The organism is Pseudoxanthomonas helianthi (assembly GCF_017939625.1).
In the GTDB taxonomy this organism is placed as follows: Bacteria; Pseudomonadota; Gammaproteobacteria; order Xanthomonadales; family Xanthomonadaceae; genus Pseudoxanthomonas_A; species Pseudoxanthomonas_A helianthi.
On record NZ_JAGKTC010000001.1, the window covers coordinates 1,268,459 to 1,294,427 of the forward strand.

The window sequence follows — 25,969 nt, forward strand, 5'->3', positions numbered from 1 at the left end:
GTCAGCGAACCAGCCCGTCGATGTAGGCGCCCACGTCGTCGGTATAGGCCGACGGCGTGCCGAGATCGTGGTTGATTGCGCCGTGGTCCAGCGGTTCGGGCAGCACCCGCATCGCGACGCCGAGCGATGCGCCTCTTCGCGCGAACTTGCGGCCTTCCTCGCACGGCGAAGTCGGGAAGCGGCGTTCGCTGGAGCAGACGATCAGCATCGGCAACGCATCGCGGCTAAGCCGATGTTGCGGCGACGTGGCGATCCAATACTTTTCATCGGTGCCGAAGGCGTTGCGATACAGCCGCGGCACGCGGGGTTGCGACATCAGCGCCGGCACGTCGAGCGCACCGCTGTCCAGCGACACCACCCCGCGCGGTCGTTGCGCGCCGGCCTCGGCCAGCATGCGCGGATCGGCGCCGAGCAGCGCGACCAAGTGCGCACCGGCGGAATGGCCCATCAGCACGAAGCGCTTCGCGTCGATTTTCCATTCGGTCGCATGCGATTGTGCAGTGGCGACCGCACGGGCCACATCGCGCGCCTGTTCCAGCGGCATCGCGGCGGGCAGCATCCGGTAGTTCGCCGAGACTACCGCGTAACCCTTCGGCAGCCAGTACGCCAGCTTGTTCGCGGTTCCCGGGTTGGTCTTGTCGCCATTGGCCCAGCCGCCGCCATGCACGTAGAACACGACCGGCGCGTTCCTCGGGTTCGCGGGCAGGTAGATATCGAAACGCTGTGCCGGATCCGCGCCGTAGGCCACGTTGCGGATCGCCATCGCGCCCGCGGGCAGCGCGACCGGACGTTCCTGCCGGCTCGCTTCGCGCAGGCGTTCGAAGCGTGCGCGCAGACCCTGCGCATCGGCCGCCTGCGCGGCGAGCAATGACGCCGCGAGCGGCAGGCACAGGCACAACAAGCGCGGAATGTGTCGCGGATCCATCGATGCGGCTCCAGGTCGGGTGGCGTGGCAGGCAACGCAGGCGCGCATCGGGCGATGACGGCGGAAGGCGTGTGACAGCCAGTTCGTTCCGCTGCGCTTCAGCCGCGACCGCCGGCGACGGCCGAAACGCCGCATCCACGATGTTGTATTGACGGATCCGCGATGCCCCACTATGTTGTGGTCGTCGGTTCCTTCCGCCGCAAGCGGAAGGATCAAAAGGGAAGCCGGTCGAATGCCGGCACTGCCCCGCAGCGGTAGGTGGAAACGAACCCGTCATTGGCACTGAGGCGAGCCTCGGGAAGCGACGGGCTAGGAGGAAGCGAGGCTTCCGCGTCCACAAGTCCGAAGACCTGCCGACAGCCGCGCGCAGCACGCCGCGCGGTGCCGGCCGCGGAATCTCCGGGGGGAGATGGCTGGCGAAGCAGGCCGGCCGCGTCCGTTCGCGCGTCTCCGCCCCTGCGACGCCGCTTTCCCATCCTGCGACGCATCCACGGCCCTCCACGGCCTGCGAGGGACGGCCGCCAGTGCGTCCGCATGGAGGAAACATGAGCCAGACCGAGACCCTCGTCGCCGACGAGGCCGCAGCAGCGTCGACCAACCACGCCTTCGCGCTGACCCCGCCGCCGGCCAACCTGGCGATGCACGTGACCAAGCGCAACGGCCAGCGCGAACTGGTCGACCTGAACAAGATCGTGCGCGCGGTGCTGCGCTGTTGCGATGGCCTGCACGCGGTCGATCCGATGCGCGTGGCCACGCGCACCATCTCCGGCCTGTACGACGGCGCCAGCACGCGCGAGCTGGACGAGCTGTCGATCCGCACCGCCGCGCTGCTGACCGCCGAGGAACCCGAGTACAGCCGCCTCGCCGCGCGCCTGCTGGCAGGCGTGATCGCCAAGGAAGTGGCGGGGCAGGAAATCCACGCGTTCTCGCAATCGGTCGCGCGCGGCCACGATGTCGGCCTGATCAACGAGCGCCTGCTCGGCTTCGTTCAGGCCAACGCTCGCAAGCTCAACGATGCGCTGGATCCGTCGCTGGACGGGCACTTCGACTACTTCGGCCTGCGCACGCTGTACGACCGCTACCTGCTGCGCCATCCGCATACGCGCAAGGCCATCGAGACCCCGCAGCAGTTCTTCCTGCGCATCGCCTGCGCGTTGAGCGAGGACGTGCCCGAAGCGCTGGCGCTGTACCGGCGCATGGCCAACCTCGAATACCTGCCCTCGTCGCCGACCCTGTTCAACAGCGGCACCACCCACGAGCAGCTTTCGTCGTGCTTCCTGCTGGATTCGCCGCAGGATTCGCTGGAGTCGATCTACGCCAAGTACGGCGACATCGCCCAGCTTTCCAAGTTCAGCGGCGGCATCGGCGTCAGCTACACGCGGGTGCGCTCGCGCGGCTCGCTGATCAAGTCGACCAACGGCCACAGCAACGGCATCGTGCCGTGGTTGAAGACCCTGGATTCGTCGGTCGCCGCGGTCAACCAGGGCGGCAAGCGCAAGGGCGCGGCCTGCGTGTACCTGGAGCCGTGGCATGCCGACGTCGAGGAATTCCTCGAACTGCGCGACAACACCGGCGACGAGGCGCGGCGCACGCACAACCTCAACTTGGCCAACTGGGTGCCGGACCTGTTCATGAAGCGGGTGGAAACCGACGGCGACTGGTCGCTGTTCGATCCGCGCATCGTGCCGGAATTCACCGATCTGTACGGCGAGGCGTTCGAGCGCGCCTACGAACAGGCCGAGGCGCAGGGCAAGGCGGTCAAGTCGATCAAGGCGCGCGAGCTGTACGCACGGATGATGCGCACGCTGGCACAGACCGGCAACGGCTGGATGACCTTCAAGGACAAATGCAACCAGGCCAGCAACCAGACCGCGAAGGCCGGCAACGTCATCCACCTGTCCAACCTGTGCACCGAGATCCTCGAGATCACTTCCGCCGAGGAAACCGCGGTGTGCAACCTCGGTTCGATCAACCTGGCGCGGCATTTCGACGCCGACGGCGAATTCGATTTCGAACAACTGGCCGAAACCGTGCGCCTGGCCGTGCGCCAGCTCGACCGGGTCATCGACCTGAACTTCTACCCGATCGAATCCGCGCGCCGCGGCAACCTGCGCTGGCGCCCGGTCGGGCTGGGCTGCATGGGCTTGCAGGATGTGTTCTTCAAGCTGCGCCTACCATTCGACGGCGATGCCGCGCGCGCGCTGTCGAAGCGCATCGCCGAGACGATCTATTTCCATGCGCTGGAAACTTCGTGCGAACTGGCGCAGGAACGTGGCCGGCATCCGTCGTTCGCCGACACGCGCGCGGCCAGCGGCGAGTTGCAGTTCGACGCCTGGAACGTGACGCCGCAGCATCCCGAACGCTGGGATGTCCTGCGCGAGCGGATCAGGCAGCACGGCCTGCGCAACTCGCTGCTGGTCGCCATCGCCCCGACCGCGACCATCGCTTCTATCGCCGGTTGTTACGAATGCGTCGAGCCGCAGGTCAGCAACCTGTTCAAGCGCGAGACCCTGTCGGGCGACTTCCTGCAGGTCAACCGCCACCTGGTCGAGGAGCTGAAGAAGCTCGGCCTGTGGACGCCGGAAATGCGCGACGCGATCAAACTGGTCGAAGGCTCGGTCCAGGGCCTCGCGCAGATCCCGGCAACGCTGCGCCAGGTCTACCGCACCGCCTGGGAAATCCCGATGCGCTCGCTGATCGACATGGCCGCCGATCGCGGCGCGTTCATCGACCAGTCGGCCTCACTGAATCTTTTCATGGAAAGCCCCAGCATCGGCGCGATGTCGTCGATGTACATGTACGCGTGGAAGCAGGGCATCAAGACCACCTACTACCTGCGTTCGCGTCCGGCGACCAAGATCGCAAAGGCCACGGTGGGCAACACCGCGGCGGCCAGGCCGGAATACACGCCGAGCGAGGCCGTCGCCTGTTCCCTCGAGAACCCGGAGGCCTGCGAAGCCTGCCAATGAGGCGCAAGCGCGCCGGGAGCGACGATGCAGCGGTACCTCAACCTGAGCGGCGATTCCGGCGTGGAGGCCTACGGCCTGCGCGAGGACGCGATCCTGGTGAGGTTCCGCGGCTCCGACCGCATTTATGTGTACAGCCACGCCAGTGCCGGCCCCGCCCATGTCGCCCGCATGAAACGGCTGGCGCAGGCCGGCAAGGGCCTGAGCACCTACATCAGCCGGCGCGTGCACGACCGCTACGAACGCTAGAACACCACGGTCCGCCGGATGCGGAGACAGGGACAGGACGTCCCGGCGCAGGGACGCGCCGATTCCATCCATCCGCCCTCCCGCAACGGAGGCACGCAAAGCCCACCGGGAATCCACATGTCCGCCCACAACCGCCAGCTGTTGCTCGACCCCGGCTTCGAACTGACCCTGCGCCCGATGCGCTACCCGCAGTTCTACGAGATGTACCGCAACGCCATCCGCAACACGTGGACGGTGGAAGAAGTCGATTTCTCGCTGGACCTCAACGACCTGAAGCACAAGTTCGGCCCCGCCGAGCGCCACCTGATCGAGCGCCTGGTCGCGTTCTTCGCCACCGGGGATTCGATCGTGTCGAACAACCTGGTGCTGAACCTGTACCGCCACGTCAACGCGCCCGAGGCGCGCATGTACCTGTCGCGGCAGCTGTACGAGGAAGCGCTGCACGTGCAGTTCTACCTGACCCTGCTCGATACCTACCTGCCCGACCCGAACGAGCGCGCCAAGGCCTTCGCCGCGGTCGACAACATCCCGTCGATCAAGCGCAAGGCGGACTTCTGCTTCAAGTGGATGGATTCGGTGCACGGCCTGCACAGGATCGAGACGCGCGAGCAGCGCCGGCAGTTCCTGCTCAACCTGGTCTGCTTCGCCGCGTGCATCGAAGGCCTGTTCTTCTTCGGCGCCTTCGCCTACGTGTACTACCTGCGCTCGCGCGGCCTGCTGCACGGGCTGGCCAGCGGCACCAACTGGGTATTCCGCGACGAGAGCTGCCACATGGCCTTCGCCTTCGAGGTGATCCGCACCGCGCGCGAGGAAGAGCCGGAACTGGTCGACGCCGGGTTCGCCGCGCAGGTCGCGCAGATGTTGCGCGAGGCAGTGGACTGCGAGCACGCCTTCGCCGAGGACACCCTGTCCGGCGGCGTCGCCGGCTTGTCGCTGAAGGACATGCGCCAGTACCTGGAGTACTGCGCCGACCAGCGCCTCGCCCAACTCGGCTTCGCCCGCGAATTCGGCGCGAGCAATCCGTTCCCGTTCATGGACCTGCAGGACGTGCAGGAGCTGACCAACTTCTTCGAACGCCGCGTATCGGCCTACCAGGTCGGCGTGGAGGGAGAAGTCGGTTTCGACCACGCGTTCTAGCGAAGGCCTTAACTGGCCCGCTCCTGTCATTCCGGGCGCAGCGAGGGATCTCGAGGAAGGCAGATCGCTCGCTGCGCTCGGGATGACAATCGAAACATCCGAAGGTCGTCCAGCTTGCGCTAGCATCGCCGCACGCTTCCGCCGGAGTTCGCCGTGACCGCGTCCTACCACATCATCGGCAACTACCTGTCGCCCTACGTGCGCAAGGTATTGGTCGTGCTGGAAACCAAAGGACTGGCCTACACCATCGACCCGATCGCGCCCTTCGTCGGCAACGATCGCTTCGGCGAGTTGAGTCCGCTGCGGCGCATCCCGGTGCTGGTCGAGGGCGACCGCGTGCTCAACGACTCGTCGGTGATCTGCCAGTACCTGGAGGAACGCCATCCGCAGCCGGCGCTGTACCCGGCCGACCTGTGGCAGCGCGCGCAGGCGCGCTGGTTGGAGGAATACGCCGATTCCTACTTGGGCGATGTGGTGATCTGGGGCATGTTCTACCAGAAGGGAGTCAAGCGCTTCCTGTTCGGCGAGGCCACCAACGACGCCGTCGTGCAGCGCGCGCGCGACGAGCAGATGCCGATAGCGCTGGATTATCTGGAGTCGCAGCTACCCGCGGACGGCTTCCTGTTCGGCGAATTCGGCATCGCCGACATCGCCATCGGCAGCTTCTTCCGCAACGTCGCCTTCGTCCGCTATGCCGTCGACGCCGCGCGCTGGCCGAAGACCGCCGCCTACGTCGAACGCGTGCTGGCCCGGCCGGCGTTCACCCGACTGGCGGCTTTCGAAGAGCCCATGCTGCGCACCCCGATTGCGGAGCAGCGCGCGGTGCTGGCCGGGCTCGGCGCGCCGCTCGCGGCGGAAACCTTGGGCACGAACGTCGCACGGCGCGGCTTGATGCGGCTGGAGTGATCCCGGATTGGAGCAGTTGCTCCAGCCGGCGCGGTTAGCGTGGACCCGGGAGGGTCTCAATCGGAGAATCCGTTCCCATGGCCGAATTCCAGACCCAAGACCCGCGCCCAACCGAGGCGCGACTGCTGGAGATGGTCTTCCCCGACCATACCAACCACCTCGGCACCCTGTTCGGCGGCCAGGCGCTGGCCTGGATGGACATGGCCGCCTTCATCGTCGCCTCGCGCTATGCGCGCAGCACCGTGGTCACGGCGCGTTCGGAACAGGTCGATTTCAACCAGCCGATTCGCAAGGGCGACCTGGTCGAAGTGATCGCGCGCATCGTCAAGGTCGGGCGCAGTTCGATGCACGTCGACGTCGACGTGGTCAACGAAGACCTGCTGAGCGGCCAGCGCAAGCTGTGCACGCAAGGCCACTTCGTGATGGTGGCGCTGGACGAACTGGGTCGTCCGGTGCAGGCGCCGCCGTTGCCGGTGGCCACGGCGGCCTAGGCACCCTCGCGCAACCAGTCGACGAATACCCGCAACTTCGGCGGCAGGTATTCGCGCGCCGGGTAGTAGATGAAGAACCCGGGGAACGGCAGGTAGAACGGTTCGAGCACGCGTACCAGGCGGCCTGCCGCTTCGTACTCCTTCGTGGCGAATTCGAACAGCTGCGCCAGTCCCATCCCGCGCAGGGCGGCATCGAGCGCGGTGCCGCCGTCGTTGACGATCAGCCGCGAGCCCACTTCCACCTCGAACACGCGACCGTCGCGGACGAATTCCCATTCCACCAGCTTGCCGCTGCCGGAATAGCGGAAGTGCACACAGACGTGCTGTGCCAGGTCCTCCGGCGTTTGCGGCGGCGGATGGCGGCGGAAGTAGTCCGGCGATCCGAGCACGGCCATCTTCAGCGGCGGGGTGAGCGGCAACGCGACCATATCCTGGCTCAGCAACTCGCCCAGGCGAATGCCCGCGTCGAAGCCGCCGGAGATCACGTCGCTGAGTCCGTCGTCGGCGAACAGCTCCACCCGCACGTCGGGGTAACGCGCAAGGAAATCCGGCAGCCGCGGCGCGACCAGCCACCATGCCGCGCGCGGCAGGTTGACGCGCAGCAGGCCGGCCGGGCGTTCGCGCGCCGACTCCACTTCCTCCAGCGCTTCGTTGAGCGTGTCGATCGCGGGGCTGATCCGGCGCAGCAGGCGCTCGCCGGCCTCGGTCAGGCCGACCCGGCGGGTGGTGCGGTTGAGCAGGCGTACGCCGAGCCGGGTTTCCAGCGCGCGCAGGGTCTGCGAAACCGCCGACGGACTGACCCCGAGCTGGTCGGCGGCCATGCGGAAGCTGCCCAACCGCGCGACCCGCACGAAGGCCGGCAGCGCCGACAGGGTTTCCGGCCTGATTGTGAAGTTTGGCTTCATTTGTCAGGAAGGCTACCACCGTTTTTCTTTCTTATCGCGGCGCGCACACTGGCCGGGCTCCACCATCTCCCCTTCCTTGCGCAGCTGCGCCCCCTTCGGAGAACTCCCCATGCAAACCCGCACGCTCGGCCGCAACGGCCCCACTGTTTCCGCCCTCGGCCTCGGCTGCATGGGCATGAGCGCGTTCTACGGCGGTCGCGGCGACGACGCGGAATCCATCGCGGTGATCCATCGCGCGCTGGACCGTGGCGTCACCCTGCTGGATACCGCCGACATGTACGGCCCGCACACCAACGAGATGCTGGTCGGCAAGGCGATCGCCGGACCGCGCCGCGAGCAGGTCTTCCTCGCCACCAAGTTCGGCATCCGGCTCGATCCGAACGACCCGCACGCGCGCGGCGTCGACGGCCGTCCGGAATACGTGCAGGCCGCCTGCGAAGGCAGCCTGAAGCGGCTCGGCGTCGACCACATCGATCTGTACTACCAGCATCGCGTCGATCCGCAGGTGCCGATCGAGGACACCGTCGGCGCGATGGCGCGGCTGGTCGAGCAGGGCAAGGTGCGTTTCCTCGGCCTGTCCGAGGCGTCGGCGGAGACCATCCGCCGCGCCCATGCGGTGCATCCGATCACGGCAGTGCAGAGCGAATTTTCGTTGTGGTCGCGCGACCAGGAGGAGAATGGCGTGCTGGCGACCCTGCGCGAACTGGGCATCGGCTTCGTCGCCTATTCGCCGCTGGGCCGCGGCTTCCTGACCGGTGCGCTGAAGAGTCCCGACGACTTCGACGCCGACGACTACCGCCGCCATTCGCCGCGTTTCCAGGGGGAGAATTTCGCGAAGAACCTCGCCCTGGTCGAACAGGTCGATGCGCTGGCGAAGGCCAAGGGCGTCACGGCCAGCCAGCTCGCCCTGGCCTGGGTGCTGGCCCAGGGCGACGACATCGTGCCGATCCCCGGCACCAAGCGGATCCGCTATCTCGATGAGAACCTCGACGCGCTCGATGTGCAGCTCGATGCGGCGGAACTGGCCGCGCTGGATGCGGTGTTCCCGCCCGGCGCGGTGGCGGGCATGCGCTATCCGGGTGCGGGCATGCAGGCGGTGAATCGCTGAACGGTCGCCGTGCGGAAGCGGACGGCATCCGTTTCCGCACGGCGTAGAATTCGCGGATGAATTCCGCGCAAGACTCCAGCCTCGGCCGCGAGGTCGCCTATCCCTCGCGTTACGACGCCAGCCTGCTGTTCCCGATTCCGCGCGCCGGTGCCCGAAGCGAACTGGGCCTGGTCCCGGCCGCGTTGCCGTTCATCGGCTTCGACCGCTGGCATGCGTTCGAACTGGCGTGGCTCGACGCGCGCGGCAAGCCGCAGGTGGACACGGCGACGCTGCGCGTGCCCTGCGATTCGCCGAACCTGGTCGAATCGAAATCGCTGAAGCTCTATCTCAATTCGTTGAACGACGAACGCTTCGCCGACCGCGATGCGCTGCGCGAGCGCATCGTTTCCGACCTGTCGGCGGCGGCGGGCGCGACGGTCGCGATGGCGTTCGGCGTGCCGGCGATTTCCGGCGAAACAGGCGAGTCGATCGACGCGCTCGACATCGACATCGATCATTACGATCCGCCGCATCCGGATTTCCTCGTCGCTGATGCCGGCGGCATCGTCGAGGAAACGCTGTCGTCGCATCTGTTGAAGTCGAACTGCCCCGTCACCGGGCAACCGGACTGGGCCAGCGTGAGCATCGCCTATCGCGGCCCGCGCCTCGACCGCGCCGGCCTGCTGCGCTACCTGGTCAGTTTCCGCCACCACGCGGGCTTCCACGAGCAATGCGTCGAACGGATATTCGCCGACGTGCTTTCGCGCTGCCGGCCGCAATGGCTGTCGGTGGAAGCGCGCTACACCCGCCGCGGCGGCCTGGACATCAATCCGTGGCGCGCCACGCCGGGCGCACCCGAGCCGCTCATGCGGCGCGAGATGAGGCAATGAATATTACATTCATGCTTCACGCGTTCCCGATGTTTTCTTAACAAGCGGTGTGTACATTTGGGCGCTCGTAGACCACCCCATCAGGGAGGAGCCCTGCATGAGCACCGAAAAGAAAGCGGATTTTTCCGATGTGACCGCGAAGGTCGACAGCACCGCACCGGTCGTCGAAAAGGCGGACTTCTCCGACGTCACCGCGACTGTGGACAGCACCGCCGAAGTCGTCAGCGGCGGCGAACAGACCTACACCATCCAGAAGGGCGACACCCTTTCCAAGATCGCCAAGGATCACTACGGCAAGGCCAGCGCGTGGCACCAGATCTTCGACGCCAACCGCGACACCATCGAGGATCCCGATCGTATCTTCCCGGGCCAGGTGATCAAGTTGCCGTCGCTGCCGAAAGAAGACTGACTCTTCCTCTCTTCCATCCAAGGATTGAACACCATGAAGCACAATCGCATCGCTTATGCCCTGATCGTGGCCCTTGCTGGCAGCGTCGCCCTGGTCGGCTGCAAGAAGAAGGAAGAACCGGTTGCCCCCGCGCCGGCTCCGACCGAAACCGCTCCTGCCCCTGCGCCTGTCGAACCCGCGCCCGCTCCGGCTCCGGTCTCCGCCACCAGCGTCACCGTGGGCAATACTGCCGCTGCCGACAAGTCGGTCGCCGCGATGACCACCTTCGGCGCCAAGGACAAGATCATCGTGTCGGTGAAGACCGATGCGGCGACTCCGGCTAATGCCACCATCGAAGCCAAGCTGACCTACCAGGACGGTCAGGAAGCCGGCAAGAAGTCGGCCACCGTCGCCGCCGGTGGCGTCGATACCACCAATATCGAGTTCACCAAGGCCACCCCGTGGCCCACCGGCAAGTACAAGGTCGACGTGACCCTCAACGGCACGCCGGTCGGCATGACCCAGGAAATCGAAGTGAAGTGACGCATCGGCCGCGCTTCGAGGCGGCCCTGCACGCAACGCATCCCGCCGCGGCGGGGCCCCTTACCGACCCATGTGGACGGGCAAGCCGGGCGCGGAGAAATCCGCGCCCTTTTTTTATGCCCCTGGCTCGCATGCCGGGCATGCGGACAGGTGTCGAAAACACCCTTGGCTCCGCCCTTTCATTCGGTTCGTCTTTGCCGTGGAGGCGGCCGCGCGCGACAATGGCGGTCGATACCGGGCGGCGCTTCGCCGCGCCATGCTTCCGGCCAACCGCAACCGCAGAGACTCCGACCCCATGTCCAGCGACACCAAGATCATCTACACCCTGACCGACGAAGCCCCGTTCCTCGCCACCCAGTCGCTCCTGCCGATCGTGCAGGCGTTCGCGGGCGCGGCCGGGATCGCGGTGGAAACGCGGGACATCTCGCTGGCGGGGCGCATCCTGGCGCAGTTCCCCGAGCTGCTGGGCGACCGCAAGGTCAACGACGACCTGGCTGAACTCGGCGCGCTGGCGACCCGGCCGGAAGCCAACATCATCAAGCTGCCCAACATCAGCGCCTCGGTGCAGCAGTTGAAGGGCGCGATCAAGGAACTGCAGGCCCAGGGCTATCCGCTGCCGGATTACCCCGAGGAACCGCAGACCGATGCGGAAAAGGACATCCAGGCGCGCTACGCCAGGTGCCTGGGCTCGGCGGTGAACCCGGTGCTGCGCGAAGGCAACTCCGACCGCCGCGCGCCGCTGGCGGTGAAGAACTACGCCAAGAAGCACCCGCATTCGATGAGCGAGTGGAAGCAGTGGTCGCGCACCCACGTCTCGCACATGGATGAAGGCGATTTCTACCATGGCGAAAAATCGATGACGCTGGACAAGGCGCGCGACGTCCGCATGGAACTGGTCACCCGCGAAGGGAAGGCCGTCGTGCTGAAGCCGAAGGTCGCGCTGCAGGACGGCGAGATCATCGACTCGATGTTCATGAGCAAGAAGGCCTTGCTCGCGTTCTACGAGAAGCAGCTGGACGACTGCCGCGAGGCCGGCATCCTGTTCTCGCTGCACGTCAAGGCCACGATGATGAAGGTCTCGCACCCGATCGTGTTCGGCCACTGCGTCAGGATCTACTACAAGGAAGCCTTCCAGAAGCACGGCAAACTGTTCGACGAGCTCGGCATCAACGTCAACAACGGCATGGCCGACCTGTACGAGAAGATCAAGTCGCTGCCGGAATCCAAGCGCGAGGAAATCATCCGCGACCTGCACGCCTGCCAGGAGCATCGTCCCGCGCTGGCCATGGTCGATTCGGCCAAGGGCATCACCAACTTCCATTCGCCCAACGACATCATCGTCGACGCGTCTATGCCGGCGATGATCCGCCAGGGCGGCAAGATGTGGGGCGCCGACGGCAAGCCCTATGACTGCAAGGCGGTAATGCCGGAATCGACCTTCGCCCGCATCTACCAGGAGATGATCAACTTCTGCAAATGGCACGGCAACTTCGATCCGCGCACCATGGGCACGGTGCCGAACGTCGGCCTGATGGCGCAGAAGGCCGAGGAATACGGCTCCCACGACAAGACCTTCGAAATCCCGGAAGACGGCGTCGCCAACATCGTCGACATCGCCACCGGCGAAGTGCTGCTGTCGCAGAACGTGGAAGCCGGCGACATCTGGCGCATGTGCCAGGTCAAGGACGCGCCCATCCGCGACTGGGTCAAGCTGGCCGTGGCGCGCGCGCGCAACTCGGGCATGCCGGCGCTGTTCTGGCTGGATCCGTACCGCCCGCACGAGAACGAACTGATCAAGAAGGTGAAGACCTACCTGAAGGACCACGACACCACCGGCCTCGACATCCAGATCATGTCGCAGGTGCGCGCGATGCGTTACACGCTGGAACGCGTGGTGCGCGGCCTCGACACCATCTCGGTGACCGGCAACATCCTGCGCGATTACCTCACCGACCTGTTCCCGATCATGGAACTGGGCACCAGCGCGAAGATGCTGTCGATCGTGCCGCTGATGGCCGGCGGCGGCATGTACGAGACCGGCGCCGGCGGCTCCGCGCCGAAGCACGTGCAGCAGTTGCTGGAAGAGAACCACCTGCGCTGGGATTCGCTGGGCGAATTCCTCGCCCTGGCCGTGTCGCTGGAAGAAACCGGCATCAAGTACGACAACGCCAAGGCCAAGCTGCTGGCGAAGACCCTGGACGAGGCCACCGGCAAGCTGCTCGAGCTGGACAAGTCGCCCTCGCGCCGCACCGGCGAGCTGGACAACCGCGGCAGCCATTTCTACCTGGCGATGTACTGGGCGCAGGCGCTGGCGGCGCAGGACGAGGATCCCGCGCTGAAGGCCAAGTTCGCGCCGCTGGCCGAGGCCCTGGCGGGCAACGAGCAGAAGATCGTCGGCGAACTCAACAGCGTCCAGGGCAAGGCCGTCGACATCGGCGGCTACTACCGCCCGGACCTGTCGAAGGCCGCGGCGGCGATGCGCCCGAGCGCGACCTTCAACGCCGCGCTGGCCGTGCTGTAAAGCGTCGAACGCGCCGTACCAGCGAACGCCCGGCCATGCCGGGCGTTCTTGTATCCGGGACGACATCGTGCGAAACGTCCGTAGGGTGGGCACGCCTTTTGTGCCCGCCGGATTGGAGGCGCGGCGGGCACAAAAGGCGTGCCCACCCTACGAAGGTCGACCGCTTGCGGCGCCCGTCGGGTCGGCGTAGCGTGGATGGCGTCCCACCGACCAGGAGTGCGCCATGGCTTTCTCCGATGCAGTCAAGGACAGTCCCGTTGCCGAGATCAACATCACGCCGCTGGTCGACGTGATGCTGGTGCTGCTGGTGATCTTCATGATCACGATGCCGATCCTGGCGCAGCCTGTCGACGCGACGCTGCCGCAGGTTGCGCGACCCGATTCGGTCGAACCGCCTCCGTCGCTACGTTTGCAGGTCAACGACGCCGGCGATTACCTGCTCGACGGCCGCGTCTACGCCGCCGATGCGCTATGGCAGCGCTTCGAGGAAGCCGCGGCGGAAGATCCGCGCACGGCATTGCGGGTCAGCGCGACATCCGCGGCCGATTACCAGCACGTGGTGACGGCCCTGGCCGAAGCGCGCGAACGCGGTCTGCGCAACATCGCCGTGCAGCCATGAGTAGGGTGGGCACGTTTTTCGTGCCCGCCGCACCGACAATCTGGTGGGCACAAAAGGCGTGCCCACCCTACGGAAATTAGTTGCCCGCGAGGATCCGCAGGTAACCGCGCACGGTGGCATCCAGTCCGGCGTACAGGGCTTCGTCGATCAGCGCGTGGCCGATCGACACTTCCAGCACATCGGGCACGCGGGCGAGGAACGCACCGAGATTGGCCTGGCTGAGGTCGTGGCCGGCATTGACCCCCAGGCCCAGTGCCTGCGCTTCGCGCGCGGTGCCGGCGCATGCGGCCAGCGCCGCGTTGGCATCGCCTGCAGCCGCGGCTTCGGCATAAGGCCCGGTATACAACTCGATCCGGTCGGCGCCGATCCGCGCGGCTTCGGCGAGACCGGCACAGCCGGCATCGGCGAACAGGCTGACCCGGCAGCCCAGCGCTTTCAGTTCGGCGACCAGCGGCTGCAGGCGCGCGGCGTCGCGGACGAAATCGAAACCATGGTCGGAGGTCAGCTGTCCGTCGCTGTCCGGCACCAGCGTGGCCTGCGCCGGGCGTGTCTGTGCACACAGCTCCACGAAGCCGGGATAGCCCGCGCGTGGTGGCGCGAACGGATTGCCTTCGATGTTGAATTCGACGCCGTATTCGCCGGTCAGTCCGGCCAGCGCGAACACGTCGTCGGCACGGATGTGGCGCTGGTCGGGGCGTGGATGCACGGTGATGCCGTGCGCGCCGGCGTCGAGGCAGGCGCGGGCCGCACGCACCACGTCGGGCGCGTGGCCGCCGCGCGAGTTGCGCAACACCGCGATCTTGTTGACGTTGACGCTGAGGACGGTCATGCGGCTCAGGGCGCGCCGATGCCGTCGTGCTCCGTCTGCGAAGCCTGTTGCTGCCGGCGCGCCTCGGCCAGCTCGCGCAGCCGGCGCAGTTCCTGCGGGTCGATCATCGGGCGTTCCTCGCGGCGGTTGCCCAGCCGCGCCGACATCCAGCCCAGCACCCAGGCCAGCAGCAACACCAGCGAGGCCAGCAGCAGCACGGCCATCAGCCCGGTCGATGAAGTGCGCACGGCGCCGAACAGGGCGCCCAGAGACAACAGCAGGAACAGCCAATGCATTTCAAATCCCCGTCCGCGATCCCGCGGGCCCGAATCCGCCGCGAGTCTAGCGCTTTCGCCGCGGGCTTACAGCAGCGGCGACAGCAGGCGGGCCAGCGCTTCCGGCAAGCGGTGCCGCCACAGCGACCGGTGGCGCTCGCGCTGCACCTGTGGCGCGTCGTCGAGTTCGCCCCGCAGCAGCCGGTCCAGCTGCCCGGCCATTTCCTCGCCGCGCAGCAGCACCGAGACCTCGAAGTTCAGGCGGAAGCTGCGGTTGTCGAAGTTGGCGCTGCCGATCAGGGCCAGGTTGTCGTCGCACAGCAGCGCCTTGGTGTGCAGCATGCGCGGGCCGTATTCATGGACCTTGACCCCGGCGGCGAGCAGTTCGTCGAAGTACGAACGCGCGGCATAGGTGACCAGTCTCGAATCGCTCATCTTCGGCACCAGCAGGCGCACGTCGAGCCCGCCCAGCGCGGCCGACGTCAGCGCCATGCGCGCGGCCTCGCCCGGTACGAAGTACGGCGTCGCCAACCAGACGCGCCGACGCGCCTCGTGGATCGCGGCCACGTGCATGCGGTGGATCGCCTCCCACGACGAATCCGGCCCCGACACCAGCACCTGCGCGGGAATGTCGCCGGGTTCCGCATGCGGCCACAGCGCGCAGCCGGCGAACGCCTCGCGGGTCTGCCCACTGGCGTAGACCCAGTCCTCGACGAACACCAGCTGCACGCTGCGCACCACTTCGCCGACCAGGCGCAGGTGCAGGTCGCGGTACGCATCGGGACGCAGGCGTTCGTCTTCCTCGTCGGTGACGTTGATGCCGCCGGTGAAGGCGACGTGGCCGTCGACCACGACGATCTTGCGGTGGCTGCGCAGGTTGACCCAGGGCCGGGCGAAGCCGCGGAACTTGGCCGGGTGGAACCAGGCGATCTCGCCGCCGGCATCCAGCAGGGGTTGCAGGAAGCGCGCGCGCAACTTCGACGAACCCACCGCATCGACCAGCAGCTTGACCTTGACCCCGGCCCGCGCGCGCTCGACCAGCGCATCGCGCAGGCGCGTGCCGATGCGGTCGGGCATGAAGATGTAGTACTCCAGGTGCACGTGGTCGCGCGCCGATGCGACCGCTTCGAGGATCGCGTCGTAGGTCGCGCCGCCGTCGACCAGCAGCTGCACCGAACGCGCGGTAAGCGGCGCCAGTCCGGTGGTGGACTGGCCGAGCAGGGCCAGTTCGGTGCAGTCCTCGCTCAGCGGCCCGGCCAGCGTTCTCGGGTCGAGTCGGTTGCGGGCGATGCGCCGGCGCAGGCGCTGGCGGTCGATCTTCTGCGGGCCGAGCAGGAAATACACCACGTAGCCGACGTACGGCAGCAGCGACAGCGACAGCAGCCAGCTCAGCGTCGCCACCGGCTCGCGCCGCTGCAGCACGATCCACATGCACAGCGGCACCAGGTACAGCAACCAGGCCAGCGACAGGTACAGGTTGATGTGCGGAATCGCCCAGAAGGCATCCCACAGATGGCGCAGGGCGGCGAGCATGCCGGCATTCTATTGATCCAGCGCTCGGGTTGTCACAACTCCGTGTTGCGTGAAGAGCCGAGGAGCCCAGCCTCCTCCCTTGCGCGCGCAGCGTGCAGGGGAGGATCGAGGAGGGGGTGCTTTGCTGTTGCTTTCGGCTTTTCGGAGGCGGGAGGCAGGAGCAAAGGCACCCCTCCTCAATCCTCCCCTTTGCCTTTGGCAAAAGGGAGGAGGTCGAGGCAGAACCGCGATCCCGTGTCGCCGACGATGAGACGGCCACGGCGTAGGCTGCACGCATGCACGAAGGAGAAGGCTCGCACCGGGGACAGGCCATCAAGGGCCGCGGTTCTACCGGCTGGTTGCCGGGCCGCTATGCGAAGACCGTTGCGGAAAAGACCGACGACGGCTGGCACGACCGCGACCGCGAGGACGAAAGCGACTCCGCGCCAAGTACCGAAGTGCGCGAGGAAGCCGCGCGCAGCGTGATCGTGCGCAACCACTCGCCGGATATCCCGTTCGCGCAATCGGTGAACCCGTATCGCGGTTGCGAGCATGGCTGCTCGTACTGCTTCGCGCGCCCGACCCATGCCTACATCGACCTGTCGCCGGGACTGGATTTCGAGACCAAGATCTTCGCCAAGACCAATGCGCCGGAAGTATTGCGCCGCGAGCTGGCCAGGCCCGGTTACCAGGTCAGCCCGATCGCGCTGGGCGTCAGCACCGACATCTATCAGCCGACCGAACGCAAGTTGCAACTGACCCGCAAGGTGATCGAGGTGCTGGCCGAAACCCGCCACCCGTTCTCGCTGATCACCAAGAACGCGCTGGTCGAACGCGACATCGACCTGCTCGCGCCGATGGCGAAGCTCAACCTCGTCCACTGCTACATCTCGATCACCTCGCTGGACAACCCGTTGTCGTCGAAGCTGGAGCCACGCGCGTCTGCCCCGCACGCGCGCCTGCGCGCGATGCGCGCGCTGCACGAGGCGGGCATCCCGGTCGGGGTGATGTTCGCGCCGGCGATCCCGTGGGTGAACGACCATATGCTGGAAGACGTACTGGAAGCCGCGCGCGACGCCGGCGCGCGTTCGGCCGGCTACGTGCTGTTGCGCCTGCCCCACGAAGTGGCGCCGCTGTTCCGCGACTGGCTGGAAACCCACGTGCCCGACCGCGCCGCGCACGTGATGAGCACGATCCGCCAGTCGCGCGGCGGCAAGGATTACGACGCGGCCTTCGGCAAGCGCTTCAGCGGCGAAGGCGTATTCGCCGAGCTACTGGCGAAACGCTTCGCCCTGGCGAAGAAGCGCTTCGGCTACGACAGCGGCTACAGCCGCAGCCATCGCGACGATGGCCTCGATTGCAGCCTGTTCGTACCCCCGCGCAAACCGTCGCCGCAGGGCGAGTTGTTCTGACCTGACGTGCCCTGCGCGTCAATCCAGACGCACGCTCATCCTGTAATACGGCACGTCGCCCTTGTGGAAGCGCTCGCCTTCGGGCCGCATGCCGAAGCGTTCGTAGAACCCGAGCGCCGATTCCCGTGCGTCGCACCAGAAGTACTGGAAGCCCTGGTCCTTCAGCTCGGCGAGGATGTGCGCCAGCATCCGCGTACCGACGCCATGGCGCTGGAACCCGCTGGCGGTCGCGAACTTGCGCAGGCGCACGTCGTGGCCTTCGGGATACACGGAGGCCACCGACACGAGTTCCTCCCGCAGGAAGGCGCCGAAATGCCGGGCGTCCTCGTCGCCTTCGACATGGCAGAACTCCGGCGGCTTGTCCGGCCACAGCACCGAGTGGCGAAGCGGAATGGTCTGCTGCCAAGGGATCCGGCGGATGCGCAAGTCGGGAATGGCGGATCCGACCGGCAGGCGGGTCGCGGAATCGTCGTGCATCAGCTACGTGGCCGCACTATTGCGTGTACCCGTCCGCGGCGGCCTTCTCCGGGTCGGAGAAGATCGCCATGGCCGTGTTCATTCGGCGGAAGCCGAACCTGGCGTAGAACGGCTCGCGGCCGGGAACGGCATAGAGAATGATCTTGCGGTGGCCTTTGGAAAGGTCGACCAGGCTCTGGATCAGTTCCTTGCCCAGGCCCGTTCCCTGGTAGGCGGGATGGACGACGATGTCGCAGAGATAGGAGCAGTCCACGCCATCGGCCACGGCGCGGCCGGCGGCGACAACCTGGTCGCCATCGAATGCGAAGCGCTTGAACATGCTGTTCGAATAGGCCGTCTTCAGCCACTCGCCGCTCTTGTTGCCGAGCGGGGCGATGCGATAGAGCTCCGACAACGCGTCCCAATCGACCGCGTCCGGGGATTGCGTCCAGCGAATGGCCATGGGGTCTCCGGAAGTCACGGCGCGCCGAACAGCTTGTCCGCGCTCTGGAACAGGATCCAGCTGGTCGCGATGAACTTGTCGCCGTTCTGCGGCCGGTTGCCGCGGTGGGTGTGGGTGAACGCGGTCGGGGCGATCAGCAGGCTGCCGGTGCGCGGCTCGACCTTGCGCTGCTGGAACAGGAATTCGGTTTCGCCTTCGTCGAATCCGTCGTTCAAGTACAGCGTCCACAGCAGGTGCCGATGCAAGGTTTCGGCGCGTGCGTCGCGCGGATACAGCTCGCAATGCCAGTACGGATAGCCGCCTTCGCCGGCCGAATACCATTGCAGGTTGATCGCGCCCGGGCGCAGGCAGGCGCGGGCCAGATCGGCGACGGCCGAGTCGTCCATCGCCGCGATGTCGTCGGCCTGCAGCCGGCGGGTCGTGCCGTCGGGCGACTGGTGTTGCAGCATCAGCGGCGAAATCAATGCCTGCGGATACTGGCGCAGGTAGCGCAGCAGGCCGGCGAACACCGCCTGCTGCAGCAGCGCGTCGACATCCTGCCACTCGGGCCGGTTGACCAGGCTGAGGTCGCGGCTGCGCTTGAGTTCCGGGAACACCCCGCTGCCGACCCGGCCGGGCTGCAGCGCGTCGCTGTCGCGCATGCGCCGGACGATGGCGGCGCAGGTCGCGCCGTCCACCAGGTCAGGATAGGTTTCGATGAAGTCGGCGGCGGGCATGCGGCGATTCTAAGCGCAATTGTGGGAGCGGCCCTGGCCGCGAATGCTCTTGCTCTTCACTGGCAAAGAAGAAAGCATTCGCGGCCAGGGCCGCTCCCACGAAACCCGCTTCAACAACGGTAATGCCGCAGGCTTAGCCCTTGCGCACGGCGGCGATCGCGTCGGCGACGTAGTCGATGTTGTTGTGGTTCAACGCCGCCACGCAGATGCGGCCGCTGCCGACCGCGTAGATGCCGAACTCGTCGCGCAGGCGGTCCACCTGCGCCTTGGACAGGCCCGAGTACGAGAACATGCCGGCCTGCTGCTGGATGAAGGCGAACTCCGGCGCGCCGCGTTCGGCCAGCTTGGTCACCAGCAACGCGCGCATGGTGTGGATGCGGCTGCGCATGTCGGCCAGTTCCTGTTCCCACAGCGCGCGCAGCTCGGGATTGTTGAGCACGCCGGCCACCAGCGCGCCGCCGTGGGTCGCCGGGCTGGAATAGATCGTGCGGATCACCCGCTTGGCGTGCGACAGCACCGCCTTGGCCTCGGTGGCGTTGGCTGCGATCACCGACAGCGCGCCGGCGCGTTCGCCGTACAGCGAGAACGACTTGGCGTACGAGCTGCTGAGCACGAAGCTGTCGATGCCGGCGTCGAGCAGGATGCCGACTGCGACGGAGTCTTCGCGGATGCCCTTGTCGAAGCCCTGGTAGGCCATGTCCAGGAACGGGAACAGGCCGCGTTCCTTGAGCAGCGCGGCGACCTGCTTCCACTGCTCGACGCTCAGGTCGGCGCCGGTCGGGTTGTGGCAGCAGGCGTGCAGCAGCACGACCGAACCGGGTTCCAGCTTGCCGAGGTCGGCGAGCATGCCGGCGAAATCGACGCCATGCGTCGCGGCGTCGAAGTACGCATAGTTCGACACCTCGTAGCCGGCGGCGGCGAACACCGCCTGGTGGTTTTCCCAGCTGGGATTGCTCAGCGCAACCTTGGCCTTCGGCAGCAGCTTCTTCAGCAGGTCGGCGCCGACGCGCAGCGCGCCGCTGCCGCCGATGGTCTGCAGGGTGGCGACGCGGCCGGCGGCCAGCAGCGGCGAGTCCTCGCCGAACAGCAGGCGCTGGGTGCCCTGCACGTAGGCCGGCAGGCCGTCGATCGGCAGATAGCCGCGCGGGCGGCCTTGCTCGGCCAGCTGCCGTTCGATCTGCTGCACGCATTTCAGCAGCGGGATGCGTCCGCTTTCGTCGTAGTAGATGCCGACGCCGAGGTTGACCTTGGTCGGGCGGGTATCGGCGTTGTAGGCCTCGGTCAGGCCAAGGATGGGGTCGCCGGGGACTTGTTCGACATGCGCAAAGACGGACACGGTGGGGTTTCGCTGGCTGAGGGAGGAAGGTGCGCGAATCGCGCGGAGCGCGAGTTTAGCAGGGGCGACGGGCCGCCGCCGGGAGGGTTGCGAGTGCAACGGTCGGCACGGGCGATCCAGGCGCAGAGCCACGGGCCCTGGGAAGCCTGGTCGCGAAGGCGTCGGCAAAAAAGAGGGGTTTGCGGAAAGGCGGTTACGCCCGTCCCTGCGCCTGCAGCGCGGCGAACTCTTCGTCGGTGAACAGCCGCGAGCGCACCAGGAAGCGCACGCCCTCGCCGTTCTCCAGCGAGAACATGCCGCCGCGGCCTTCGACCACGTCGATGATCAACTGGGTGTGCTTCCAGTATTCGAACTGCGAGGGGCTGATGAAGAACTCCGCGCCGCCGATCTCGCCCAGCCTGACATCGCGGTCGCCGACGATGAAATCGCCGACCGGGTAGCACATCGGCGAGGAGCCATCGCAGCAGCCGCCGGACTGGTGGAACAGCAGCGCGCCGTGCTTCGCGCGCAGCTTGTCGATCAACTGCAGCGCGGCCAGCGTGGCGATGACCTGGCGGGTGTCGAGCGCAGTTTGGTCGGGCGTCCGTCCGTTGGAAACCGAAGTGGTGTTCATGGCGCGTCCTCCGCGGCCCATTGCCAGCGCAGGCCCAGCAGCAGGCCGCGGCCAGGGCCGGGTTCGTAATAGCGGCCGTTGCCTTCGTTGACGATCACCGAACCGACATAGGCCTTGTCCAGAAGGTTGTCGACCCGGGCGAAGCCGCGCAGCGATTGCGTGCCGAAGCGCCATTCGCGGGCGAATTCGAAGCCCAGCAGCACGTAGCCGGGTGCGCGCGCGCTGCCCGGGTCGTTGACCGTGACATCGCCGACGCCGATCGCCTCCAGCGCCGCTTCCCAACCGCCGCTGCGCCAACCCAAGCGCGCATCGAGCTGCTGGCGCGCGGTGCCGGGGATGCGCGTGCCGGCGGCGACCCGCACCGAAGGGTTGGTGCAGCCGGCGGCGGTGCAGATCGGGAAGCTGTCGCGGAACTGCGCGTCGAGCCAGGTGTAGGCCAGGTCGAAACGCCAGCGCTCGCCCAGCGGCAACCCGGCCGCCAGTTCGAAACCTTCGCGGCGCGCGCGGCCGACGTTGCGGTAGCTGCTGCGCCCGCCGACGTTGCGCGCCACCGCCAGTTCGTCGTCGGTGTCGGCGCGGAACAGCGCGGCTTCCAGCGACGCGCCGTCGCCGTTGCGCCACTTGCCGCCGAATTCGAGGTTGCGGCTGACCGCCGGCTTCAGATCAAAGGCGAGGCCGGCGCCGCCATCGGCGCGGTAGCCGAGTTCGTTGAAGGTCGGCGTTTCGAAGCCGCGGCCGGCGGACAGGTAGAAGCGCAGGTCGTCGTTCGGCGAGAACGCGAGGCCGGCGACCGGCGTGGTCTGCGCGTATTCGACCGCGCCGCTGTCGTCCGGGTTGCGTGCGGTGACGTACGCATCGCGCGACTCGAAGCGCACGCGGCTGTGGCGTACGCCGGCCAGCAGCGACCAGCGCGGGGCGAAGCGCCACCACGCCTGCGCGTACTGGTCGAAGTTGTCGGTGCGATTGCGCTCGTCGCGGCGCAAGGCGCCGCGCACGCCGAGCGCGGTGCCGACGAAGTTCTCGTAACCGAGGCGATGCTGGCGCTGGCGGTCGAAATTGCCGCCCGCGGTGAGTTCGAATTCGCGTCCGGCCAGTTCGCCGCGCCAGCTCCAGCGCAGGTCGGCGCCGCCGTAGTCGTTGTCGAGGTCGATCACGCCGCCGGAGTTCAGCGGATTCGCCTGCGCGCCGGTGGGCAGCGGTAGGTACTGCTCGATCTCGCGCGTGCCCGCATAGGCCATCGCGCGCAGGCTGTGGCCGTCGCCGAGCGGCTGCTCCCAGACCAGTCCGGCCTGGTCCTGTTCGGCCGATTTGCGCGTGTCGAACTGTTCGGCCACCGCCGTGGCCTGGCGCGGGTTTTCCCGCACCTGCGCCCAGGTCAGGCCGAGCGGATCCTGCGCGTTCGGCGCGTTGAAGTGGTTGGCGACCAGCCGCAGGCGGCCATCGCCGGGCAGGTCGTAGTGCAGCTTGGCGTTCAACGATTGGCGTCGCGCGGCGCTGTGCTCGCGCCAGCCATCGGTTTCGAACAGGTTGCCGGCCAGCGCATAGCCGAACGCGCCGTCGACGCCGCGCAGGCTGGCGCCGAAGCTGCGGCTGTCGTCGCGGCCGAGGCTGGCCTGCATGTGCCCTTGGGTCGGCGCATCGCCGTCGGCGCTGAAGATCTGCACCACGCCGCCCGAGGAATTGCCGTGCAGGGCGGAGAACGGACCGCGCAGCACTTCGATGCGTTCGGCGCCGGCCAGGGCGAAATGCGAAACCTGGCCTTGCCCGTCCGGCATCGTCGCCGGGATGCCGTCGGCGTACAGGCGCACGCCGCGCACGCCGAAGGTGGAACGCGCGCCGAACCCGCGCAGCGACAACTGCGTGTCCTGCGCGTAGTTCTGCCGGTCGCGGGCCAGCAGGCCGGGCACGCCGCGCAGCAGGTCGGAGACGTTGACGCCTGCGCTGGCGGCGCGGCCATCGACGTCCACCGTGCTCAACGACGCCGGCGTGTCGAACGCGGGCACCTGCTGCAGGCGGGTCGAAACCACCTGCACGCGGTCCAGCGTGGTCGCGGTGTCGTCGTCGCCGGCCAGCGCCGGCAAGGGCGCGGCCAGGGTGAAGGCGATCGCATTGGTCAGCAGCAGTCGTCTCATCGGGCAAGTTTCTCCACGCACACAGTTTGCCTGCATCGGGTTGCGGGTGCGGGAAGGCCGCGCGCCGTCGCGACGCGCGGCCGTGGCCGCTCAGAAGAACACGATGCCGCCGACCGCGTAGCCGTCCATCGTCGCTTCGGCGCCGTCGAAGGCACGGGAACGGGTCTGGCTGACTTCGCCGACCAGGGTCACGCTCTTGGTCAGCTTGTAATACAGGCCGAGCGTGCCGTTGCGGTTGGATTCCAGGCCCAGCGCGCCGGGCGTGTCGTCGTTGTTCTTGCTTTCGCCGTAGTTGGCGCCGAGCTTCAGCTTGGGGGTGAAGTCGTAGGCGCCCTGCACCAACCAGTTGGTCGACTTGGTGTCCTGCTGGTCGCCATCGGACAGGATGCCCAGGCCCTTGCCGCTCTGCACGTTGGCCAGCGCGGAGAATCTGCCCGCGGTGAACGACGCGCCGATTTCGCCGCCCGACATGGTGAAGGGCTGGCCGCCGGTGCCGTCGAACGGTTCGAATTTCTGGTACTTGCCGGCGATCCACAGCTTCACGCCGTTGCCGCTCCAGGCGTACTGGCCCTGCACCTGCGGCGAGGAACCCGCGTCGTGCGTCCCGGCCAGGCCGTTGTCGACCGGGCTCATCAACGCCAGGGTCACGTTGCCGCCGGCGAAGGCCGGCGAGGTCCACGCGATCTGCCCGTAATGGCCCAGGTAGGAATACCCCGCGCCGATATGGCCCAGCGAAACGCGCCCGCGCTGGGTGGCCTGGATCGGCATGCCGACGCCGAGCAGGGTCATGTCGCCGAGGATCGCGCCGGAACCGAACACGCCGTAGTCGCGGCCCAGCTTGAACGTGCCGATGCGGCCGTTGCCGACGGTGAAGAACGCCTGGCGCACGTCGACGCCGCTGTTCGGCGCGATCGCGCTGGAGGTGGCGGTGTGGGCCATGATCGCGATGGTGCCGCCGATGTCGTAGCCCTCCTGGTTGGTGCTGAACTTGGTCACCAGCGCGTTCGGCAACAGGCCGTTGCCGATGGTGCTGCGCGCGCCCTGCCCGCCGCAGCCCAGCGCGGTGCCGGCAAGGGCGAAACCGCCGACCGCATCGCCGTCGCAGTTGGTGTAGGTGTAGTACGCGTTGACGAAGCCGCCGACGTCGACCTTCCAGTCGCCGGCGGACAGTTCCACCGCCTGCGCGGCGGGGGCCAGGGCCAGCAGGGCCGGCACGATCAGGGCCAGCGTGCGCCGGCGGTTTTGCTTGCGGATGAAGCGCATGACGAATCCCTCCCGAGGATTTGCTTGCAATGGAATCCGGATGCGCGGCGCGCACCGGGGGTGCCGCGCCCGGAAGCCGGGCGCGGTGTGCGGTGGAACGGACGCGGGTCCGGCCTTACTGGCCGGCGTAGATCAACGGCACCTTCGAGGACTTGGCGCCATCGAAGGTCAACGGCTTGCCGCCTGCGGGGTAGCCGTTCTGCTGCAGGATGTAGGCCATGATTTCGACGTAGGTGTTCTGCGGCAGGCTGCCTGGCGCCATCGCCGGCATGTTCTTGTGCACGATGGCGAAGATGTCGCCGACCTTGTACTTGCCGTCGTCCGGGGCGAAATGCTTGCCCTTCAACGCCGGCCCGGCGCGCCCGGTCAGCTTGTCGCCGTGGCAGATCGCGCAGTTCTGCTCGTAGCTCGCCTTGCCGCCGGTCGCCTGCTTCGCGGTGAACAACGCCGGCGCCTTGGCCTTGCCCGCAGAAGGCTTGTCGCTGCCGGCGAAAGCCAGTTGCGCATCGACGTCGGCCCGAGCCAGCAGGTCGTGCTTGCGCCGATAGGCTTCCGCGGCGGCGGGAAGCGCAGGCGCGACGGCCGCGGCCTTGCGCGCGGATGGCGCCACCGCATAAGGCTGCAGCAATGCGGAGAGCTTCCCGTCCCGGCCGAGCCTGGCGATGCTCGCTTCGAACCGCTGCGCCGCCTTCGCGTTCGCGTCGGCGTACAGCGCGACCAGGTCGTAACGCGCGTGCGGTTCGTCCAGTTCGGCGTAGTCGAAGCGCTGCGCCTGGCCGTGGCCGGACAGGTACTTCACCACGGTCGGGCGCCACAGCATCGCCGCCTGCACCTTGCCTTTCTCCAGCGCGTCGATCGCGTCCTCGTTGGTCAGGCGGATGTCGGCCTGCAACGCGGGATGCTCGGCGAAATAGAGGTTCGGCGTGGTCTGGTAGGTCACCGCGACCCGCGTGCCCGGCCGCAACGCATCCAGCGATGCCGCGCGGCGCGCCATCGGCGTGACCAGCACGAAACCGGTGCGCGCATAGGCCTGGGTCGCGTGCAGGCCGCCAGGCAGGCCACCGTGGCGGTCGCGCAGCGGGAAGCCGAGGACCAGCTGGCAATCCTTGCCGGCCATCGCGACGAAGTTCTTCATGTCGAAGCCCTCGTCGTCGCCTTCGCCGTCGAAGCGGTGCACGGCCAGGGTCGTGCCCTGGTCGCGCGCCACCGCTTCGGCCAGGCGCAGGTCCATGTCGGCGCCGGGGCTGCTGCTGTCCACGCAGACCCGCAGCGCGGCTTGCGCGTCGGCGCTGCAGCCGGCCCCGGCGAACGCCAGGGCCAGCAGCGCGCCATGCATCGAGACATGACGTTTCATCG

The 25,969-nt window shown here is 67.4% G+C and carries 25 protein-coding genes and 1 riboswitch; of the genes, 12 read left to right on the forward strand and 13 right to left on the reverse strand.

Features of this window, described 5'->3' with window-relative positions; translation table 11 throughout:
• Nucleotide 1: 1 nt before the first annotated feature.
• Nucleotides 2-925: an alpha/beta hydrolase gene (locus J5837_RS05830; RefSeq protein WP_210535753.1), complete on the reverse strand. Its 924-nt coding sequence runs from the start codon at nt 923-925 to the stop codon at nt 2-4.
• Nucleotides 926-1,093: 168 nt separating this feature from the next.
• Nucleotides 1,094-1,297: riboswitch (cobalamin riboswitch) on the forward strand.
• 173 nt (nt 1,298-1,470) lie between these two features.
• Between J5837_RS05830 and J5837_RS05835 the strand changes: the two genes are divergently transcribed.
• The 5 genes from J5837_RS05835 to J5837_RS05855 all read left to right on the forward strand — a co-directional run bounded on the left by J5837_RS05835 (nt 1,471) and on the right by J5837_RS05855 (nt 6,674).
• On the forward strand, nt 1,471-3,894 hold the full coding sequence (locus J5837_RS05835; protein ID WP_210535754.1) for a ribonucleoside-diphosphate reductase subunit alpha: 2,424 nt from the start codon (nt 1,471-1,473) through the stop codon (nt 3,892-3,894).
• 24 nt (nt 3,895-3,918) lie between these two features.
• Nucleotides 3,919-4,140 carry a hypothetical protein gene (locus tag J5837_RS05840; protein WP_210535755.1) on the forward strand — a complete coding sequence of 74 codons (222 nt, stop codon included), beginning with the start codon at nt 3,919-3,921 and terminating at the stop codon, nt 4,138-4,140.
• A gap of 117 nt (nt 4,141-4,257) precedes the next feature.
• Complete coding sequence (locus J5837_RS05845) at nt 4,258-5,277, forward strand: ribonucleotide-diphosphate reductase subunit beta (protein WP_210535756.1); 1,020 nt, start codon at nt 4,258-4,260, stop codon at nt 5,275-5,277.
• A gap of 153 nt (nt 5,278-5,430) precedes the next feature.
• Entirely contained in the window at nt 5,431-6,183 is a 753-nt protein-coding gene (locus J5837_RS05850; RefSeq protein WP_210535757.1) for a glutathione S-transferase family protein, read from the forward strand.
• 77 nt (nt 6,184-6,260) lie between these two features.
• Complete coding sequence (locus J5837_RS05855; protein ID WP_210535758.1) at nt 6,261-6,674, forward strand: acyl-CoA thioesterase; 414 nt, start codon at nt 6,261-6,263, stop codon at nt 6,672-6,674.
• Here the strand turns inward: J5837_RS05855 and J5837_RS05860 are convergent.
• On the reverse strand, nt 6,671-7,579 hold the full coding sequence (locus tag J5837_RS05860) for a LysR family transcriptional regulator (protein ID WP_244755650.1): 909 nt from the start codon (nt 7,577-7,579) through the stop codon (nt 6,671-6,673). The two genes, J5837_RS05855 and J5837_RS05860, sit on opposite strands and share 4 nt — an antisense overlap.
• Before the next feature lie 109 nt (nt 7,580-7,688).
• On the opposite strand from J5837_RS05860, the gene J5837_RS05865 reads away from it, so the two are divergent.
• From J5837_RS05865 to J5837_RS05890, 6 genes are all read left to right on the forward strand, one after another.
• Nucleotides 7,689-8,687 carry an aldo/keto reductase gene (locus J5837_RS05865; RefSeq protein ID WP_210535759.1) on the forward strand — a complete coding sequence of 333 codons (999 nt, stop codon included), beginning with the start codon at nt 7,689-7,691 and terminating at the stop codon, nt 8,685-8,687.
• Between the two features lie 56 nt (nt 8,688-8,743).
• A complete protein-coding gene (gene queF / locus J5837_RS05870; protein ID WP_210535760.1) occupies nt 8,744-9,556 on the forward strand; it encodes an NADPH-dependent 7-cyano-7-deazaguanine reductase QueF in 813 nt (270 codons plus the stop codon).
• Nucleotides 9,557-9,653: 97 nt separating this feature from the next.
• Nucleotides 9,654-9,965 (forward strand): LysM peptidoglycan-binding domain-containing protein, encoded by a 312-nt coding sequence (locus J5837_RS05875; RefSeq protein WP_210535761.1) that lies wholly within the window; start codon nt 9,654-9,656, stop codon nt 9,963-9,965.
• A gap of 33 nt (nt 9,966-9,998) precedes the next feature.
• On the forward strand, nt 9,999-10,487 hold the full coding sequence (locus J5837_RS05880; RefSeq protein WP_210535762.1) for a hypothetical protein: 489 nt from the start codon (nt 9,999-10,001) through the stop codon (nt 10,485-10,487).
• Nucleotides 10,488-10,782: 295 nt separating this feature from the next.
• Nucleotides 10,783-13,008 (forward strand): NADP-dependent isocitrate dehydrogenase, encoded by a 2,226-nt coding sequence (locus J5837_RS05885; protein ID WP_210535763.1) that lies wholly within the window; start codon nt 10,783-10,785, stop codon nt 13,006-13,008.
• Nucleotides 13,009-13,231: 223 nt separating this feature from the next.
• Nucleotides 13,232-13,627 carry an ExbD/TolR family protein gene (locus J5837_RS05890; protein WP_210535764.1) on the forward strand — a complete coding sequence of 132 codons (396 nt, stop codon included), beginning with the start codon at nt 13,232-13,234 and terminating at the stop codon, nt 13,625-13,627.
• A gap of 76 nt (nt 13,628-13,703) precedes the next feature.
• Here the strand turns inward: J5837_RS05890 and J5837_RS05895 are convergent, their stop codons facing one another.
• The 3 genes from J5837_RS05895 to cls all read right to left on the reverse strand — a co-directional run bounded on the left by J5837_RS05895 (nt 13,704) and on the right by cls (nt 16,243).
• On the reverse strand, nt 13,704-14,456 hold the full coding sequence (locus tag J5837_RS05895; protein WP_210535765.1) for a pyridoxine 5'-phosphate synthase: 753 nt from the start codon (nt 14,454-14,456) through the stop codon (nt 13,704-13,706).
• 5 nt (nt 14,457-14,461) lie between these two features.
• A complete protein-coding gene (locus J5837_RS05900; RefSeq protein WP_210535766.1) occupies nt 14,462-14,731 on the reverse strand; it encodes a hypothetical protein in 270 nt (89 codons plus the stop codon).
• Nucleotides 14,732-14,797: 66 nt separating this feature from the next.
• Entirely contained in the window at nt 14,798-16,243 is a 1,446-nt protein-coding gene (gene cls / locus J5837_RS05905; protein ID WP_210535767.1) for a cardiolipin synthase, read from the reverse strand.
• Between the two features lie 275 nt (nt 16,244-16,518).
• On the opposite strand from cls, the gene J5837_RS05910 reads away from it, so the two are divergent.
• Entirely contained in the window at nt 16,519-17,634 is a 1,116-nt protein-coding gene (locus J5837_RS05910; protein ID WP_210535768.1) for a PA0069 family radical SAM protein, read from the forward strand.
• Between the two features lie 18 nt (nt 17,635-17,652).
• On the opposite strand, the gene J5837_RS05915 is transcribed toward J5837_RS05910, so the two are convergent.
• The 8 genes from J5837_RS05915 to J5837_RS05950 all read right to left on the reverse strand — a co-directional run bounded on the left by J5837_RS05915 (nt 17,653) and on the right by J5837_RS05950 (nt 25,967).
• On the reverse strand, nt 17,653-18,111 hold the full coding sequence (locus J5837_RS05915; RefSeq protein ID WP_210535769.1) for a GNAT family N-acetyltransferase: 459 nt from the start codon (nt 18,109-18,111) through the stop codon (nt 17,653-17,655).
• A gap of 16 nt (nt 18,112-18,127) precedes the next feature.
• Nucleotides 18,128-18,553: a GNAT family N-acetyltransferase gene (locus J5837_RS05920; RefSeq protein ID WP_210535770.1), complete on the reverse strand. Its 426-nt coding sequence runs from the start codon at nt 18,551-18,553 to the stop codon at nt 18,128-18,130.
• Nucleotides 18,554-18,567: 14 nt separating this feature from the next.
• Nucleotides 18,568-19,269 (reverse strand): 2OG-Fe(II) oxygenase, encoded by a 702-nt coding sequence (locus tag J5837_RS05925; protein ID WP_210535771.1) that lies wholly within the window; start codon nt 19,267-19,269, stop codon nt 18,568-18,570.
• 133 nt (nt 19,270-19,402) lie between these two features.
• Nucleotides 19,403-20,605 (reverse strand): amino acid aminotransferase, encoded by a 1,203-nt coding sequence (locus tag J5837_RS05930; RefSeq protein ID WP_210535772.1) that lies wholly within the window; start codon nt 20,603-20,605, stop codon nt 19,403-19,405.
• A 193-nt stretch (nt 20,606-20,798) separates the two neighbouring features.
• Complete coding sequence (locus tag J5837_RS05935; RefSeq protein ID WP_210535773.1) at nt 20,799-21,218, reverse strand: DUF779 domain-containing protein; 420 nt, start codon at nt 21,216-21,218, stop codon at nt 20,799-20,801.
• A complete protein-coding gene (locus tag J5837_RS05940) occupies nt 21,215-23,350 on the reverse strand; it encodes a TonB-dependent receptor family protein (protein WP_210535774.1) in 2,136 nt (711 codons plus the stop codon). Before J5837_RS05940 ends, J5837_RS05935 begins: the two co-directional genes overlap by 4 nt.
• A gap of 90 nt (nt 23,351-23,440) precedes the next feature.
• Entirely contained in the window at nt 23,441-24,613 is a 1,173-nt protein-coding gene (locus J5837_RS05945) for a porin (RefSeq protein ID WP_244755652.1), read from the reverse strand.
• Between the two features lie 115 nt (nt 24,614-24,728).
• Nucleotides 24,729-25,967, reverse strand: a complete 1,239-nt coding sequence (locus J5837_RS05950) for a c-type cytochrome (protein WP_210535775.1) — start codon at nt 25,965-25,967, stop codon at nt 24,729-24,731.
• Between the last annotated feature and the right edge of the window lie 2 nt (nt 25,968-25,969).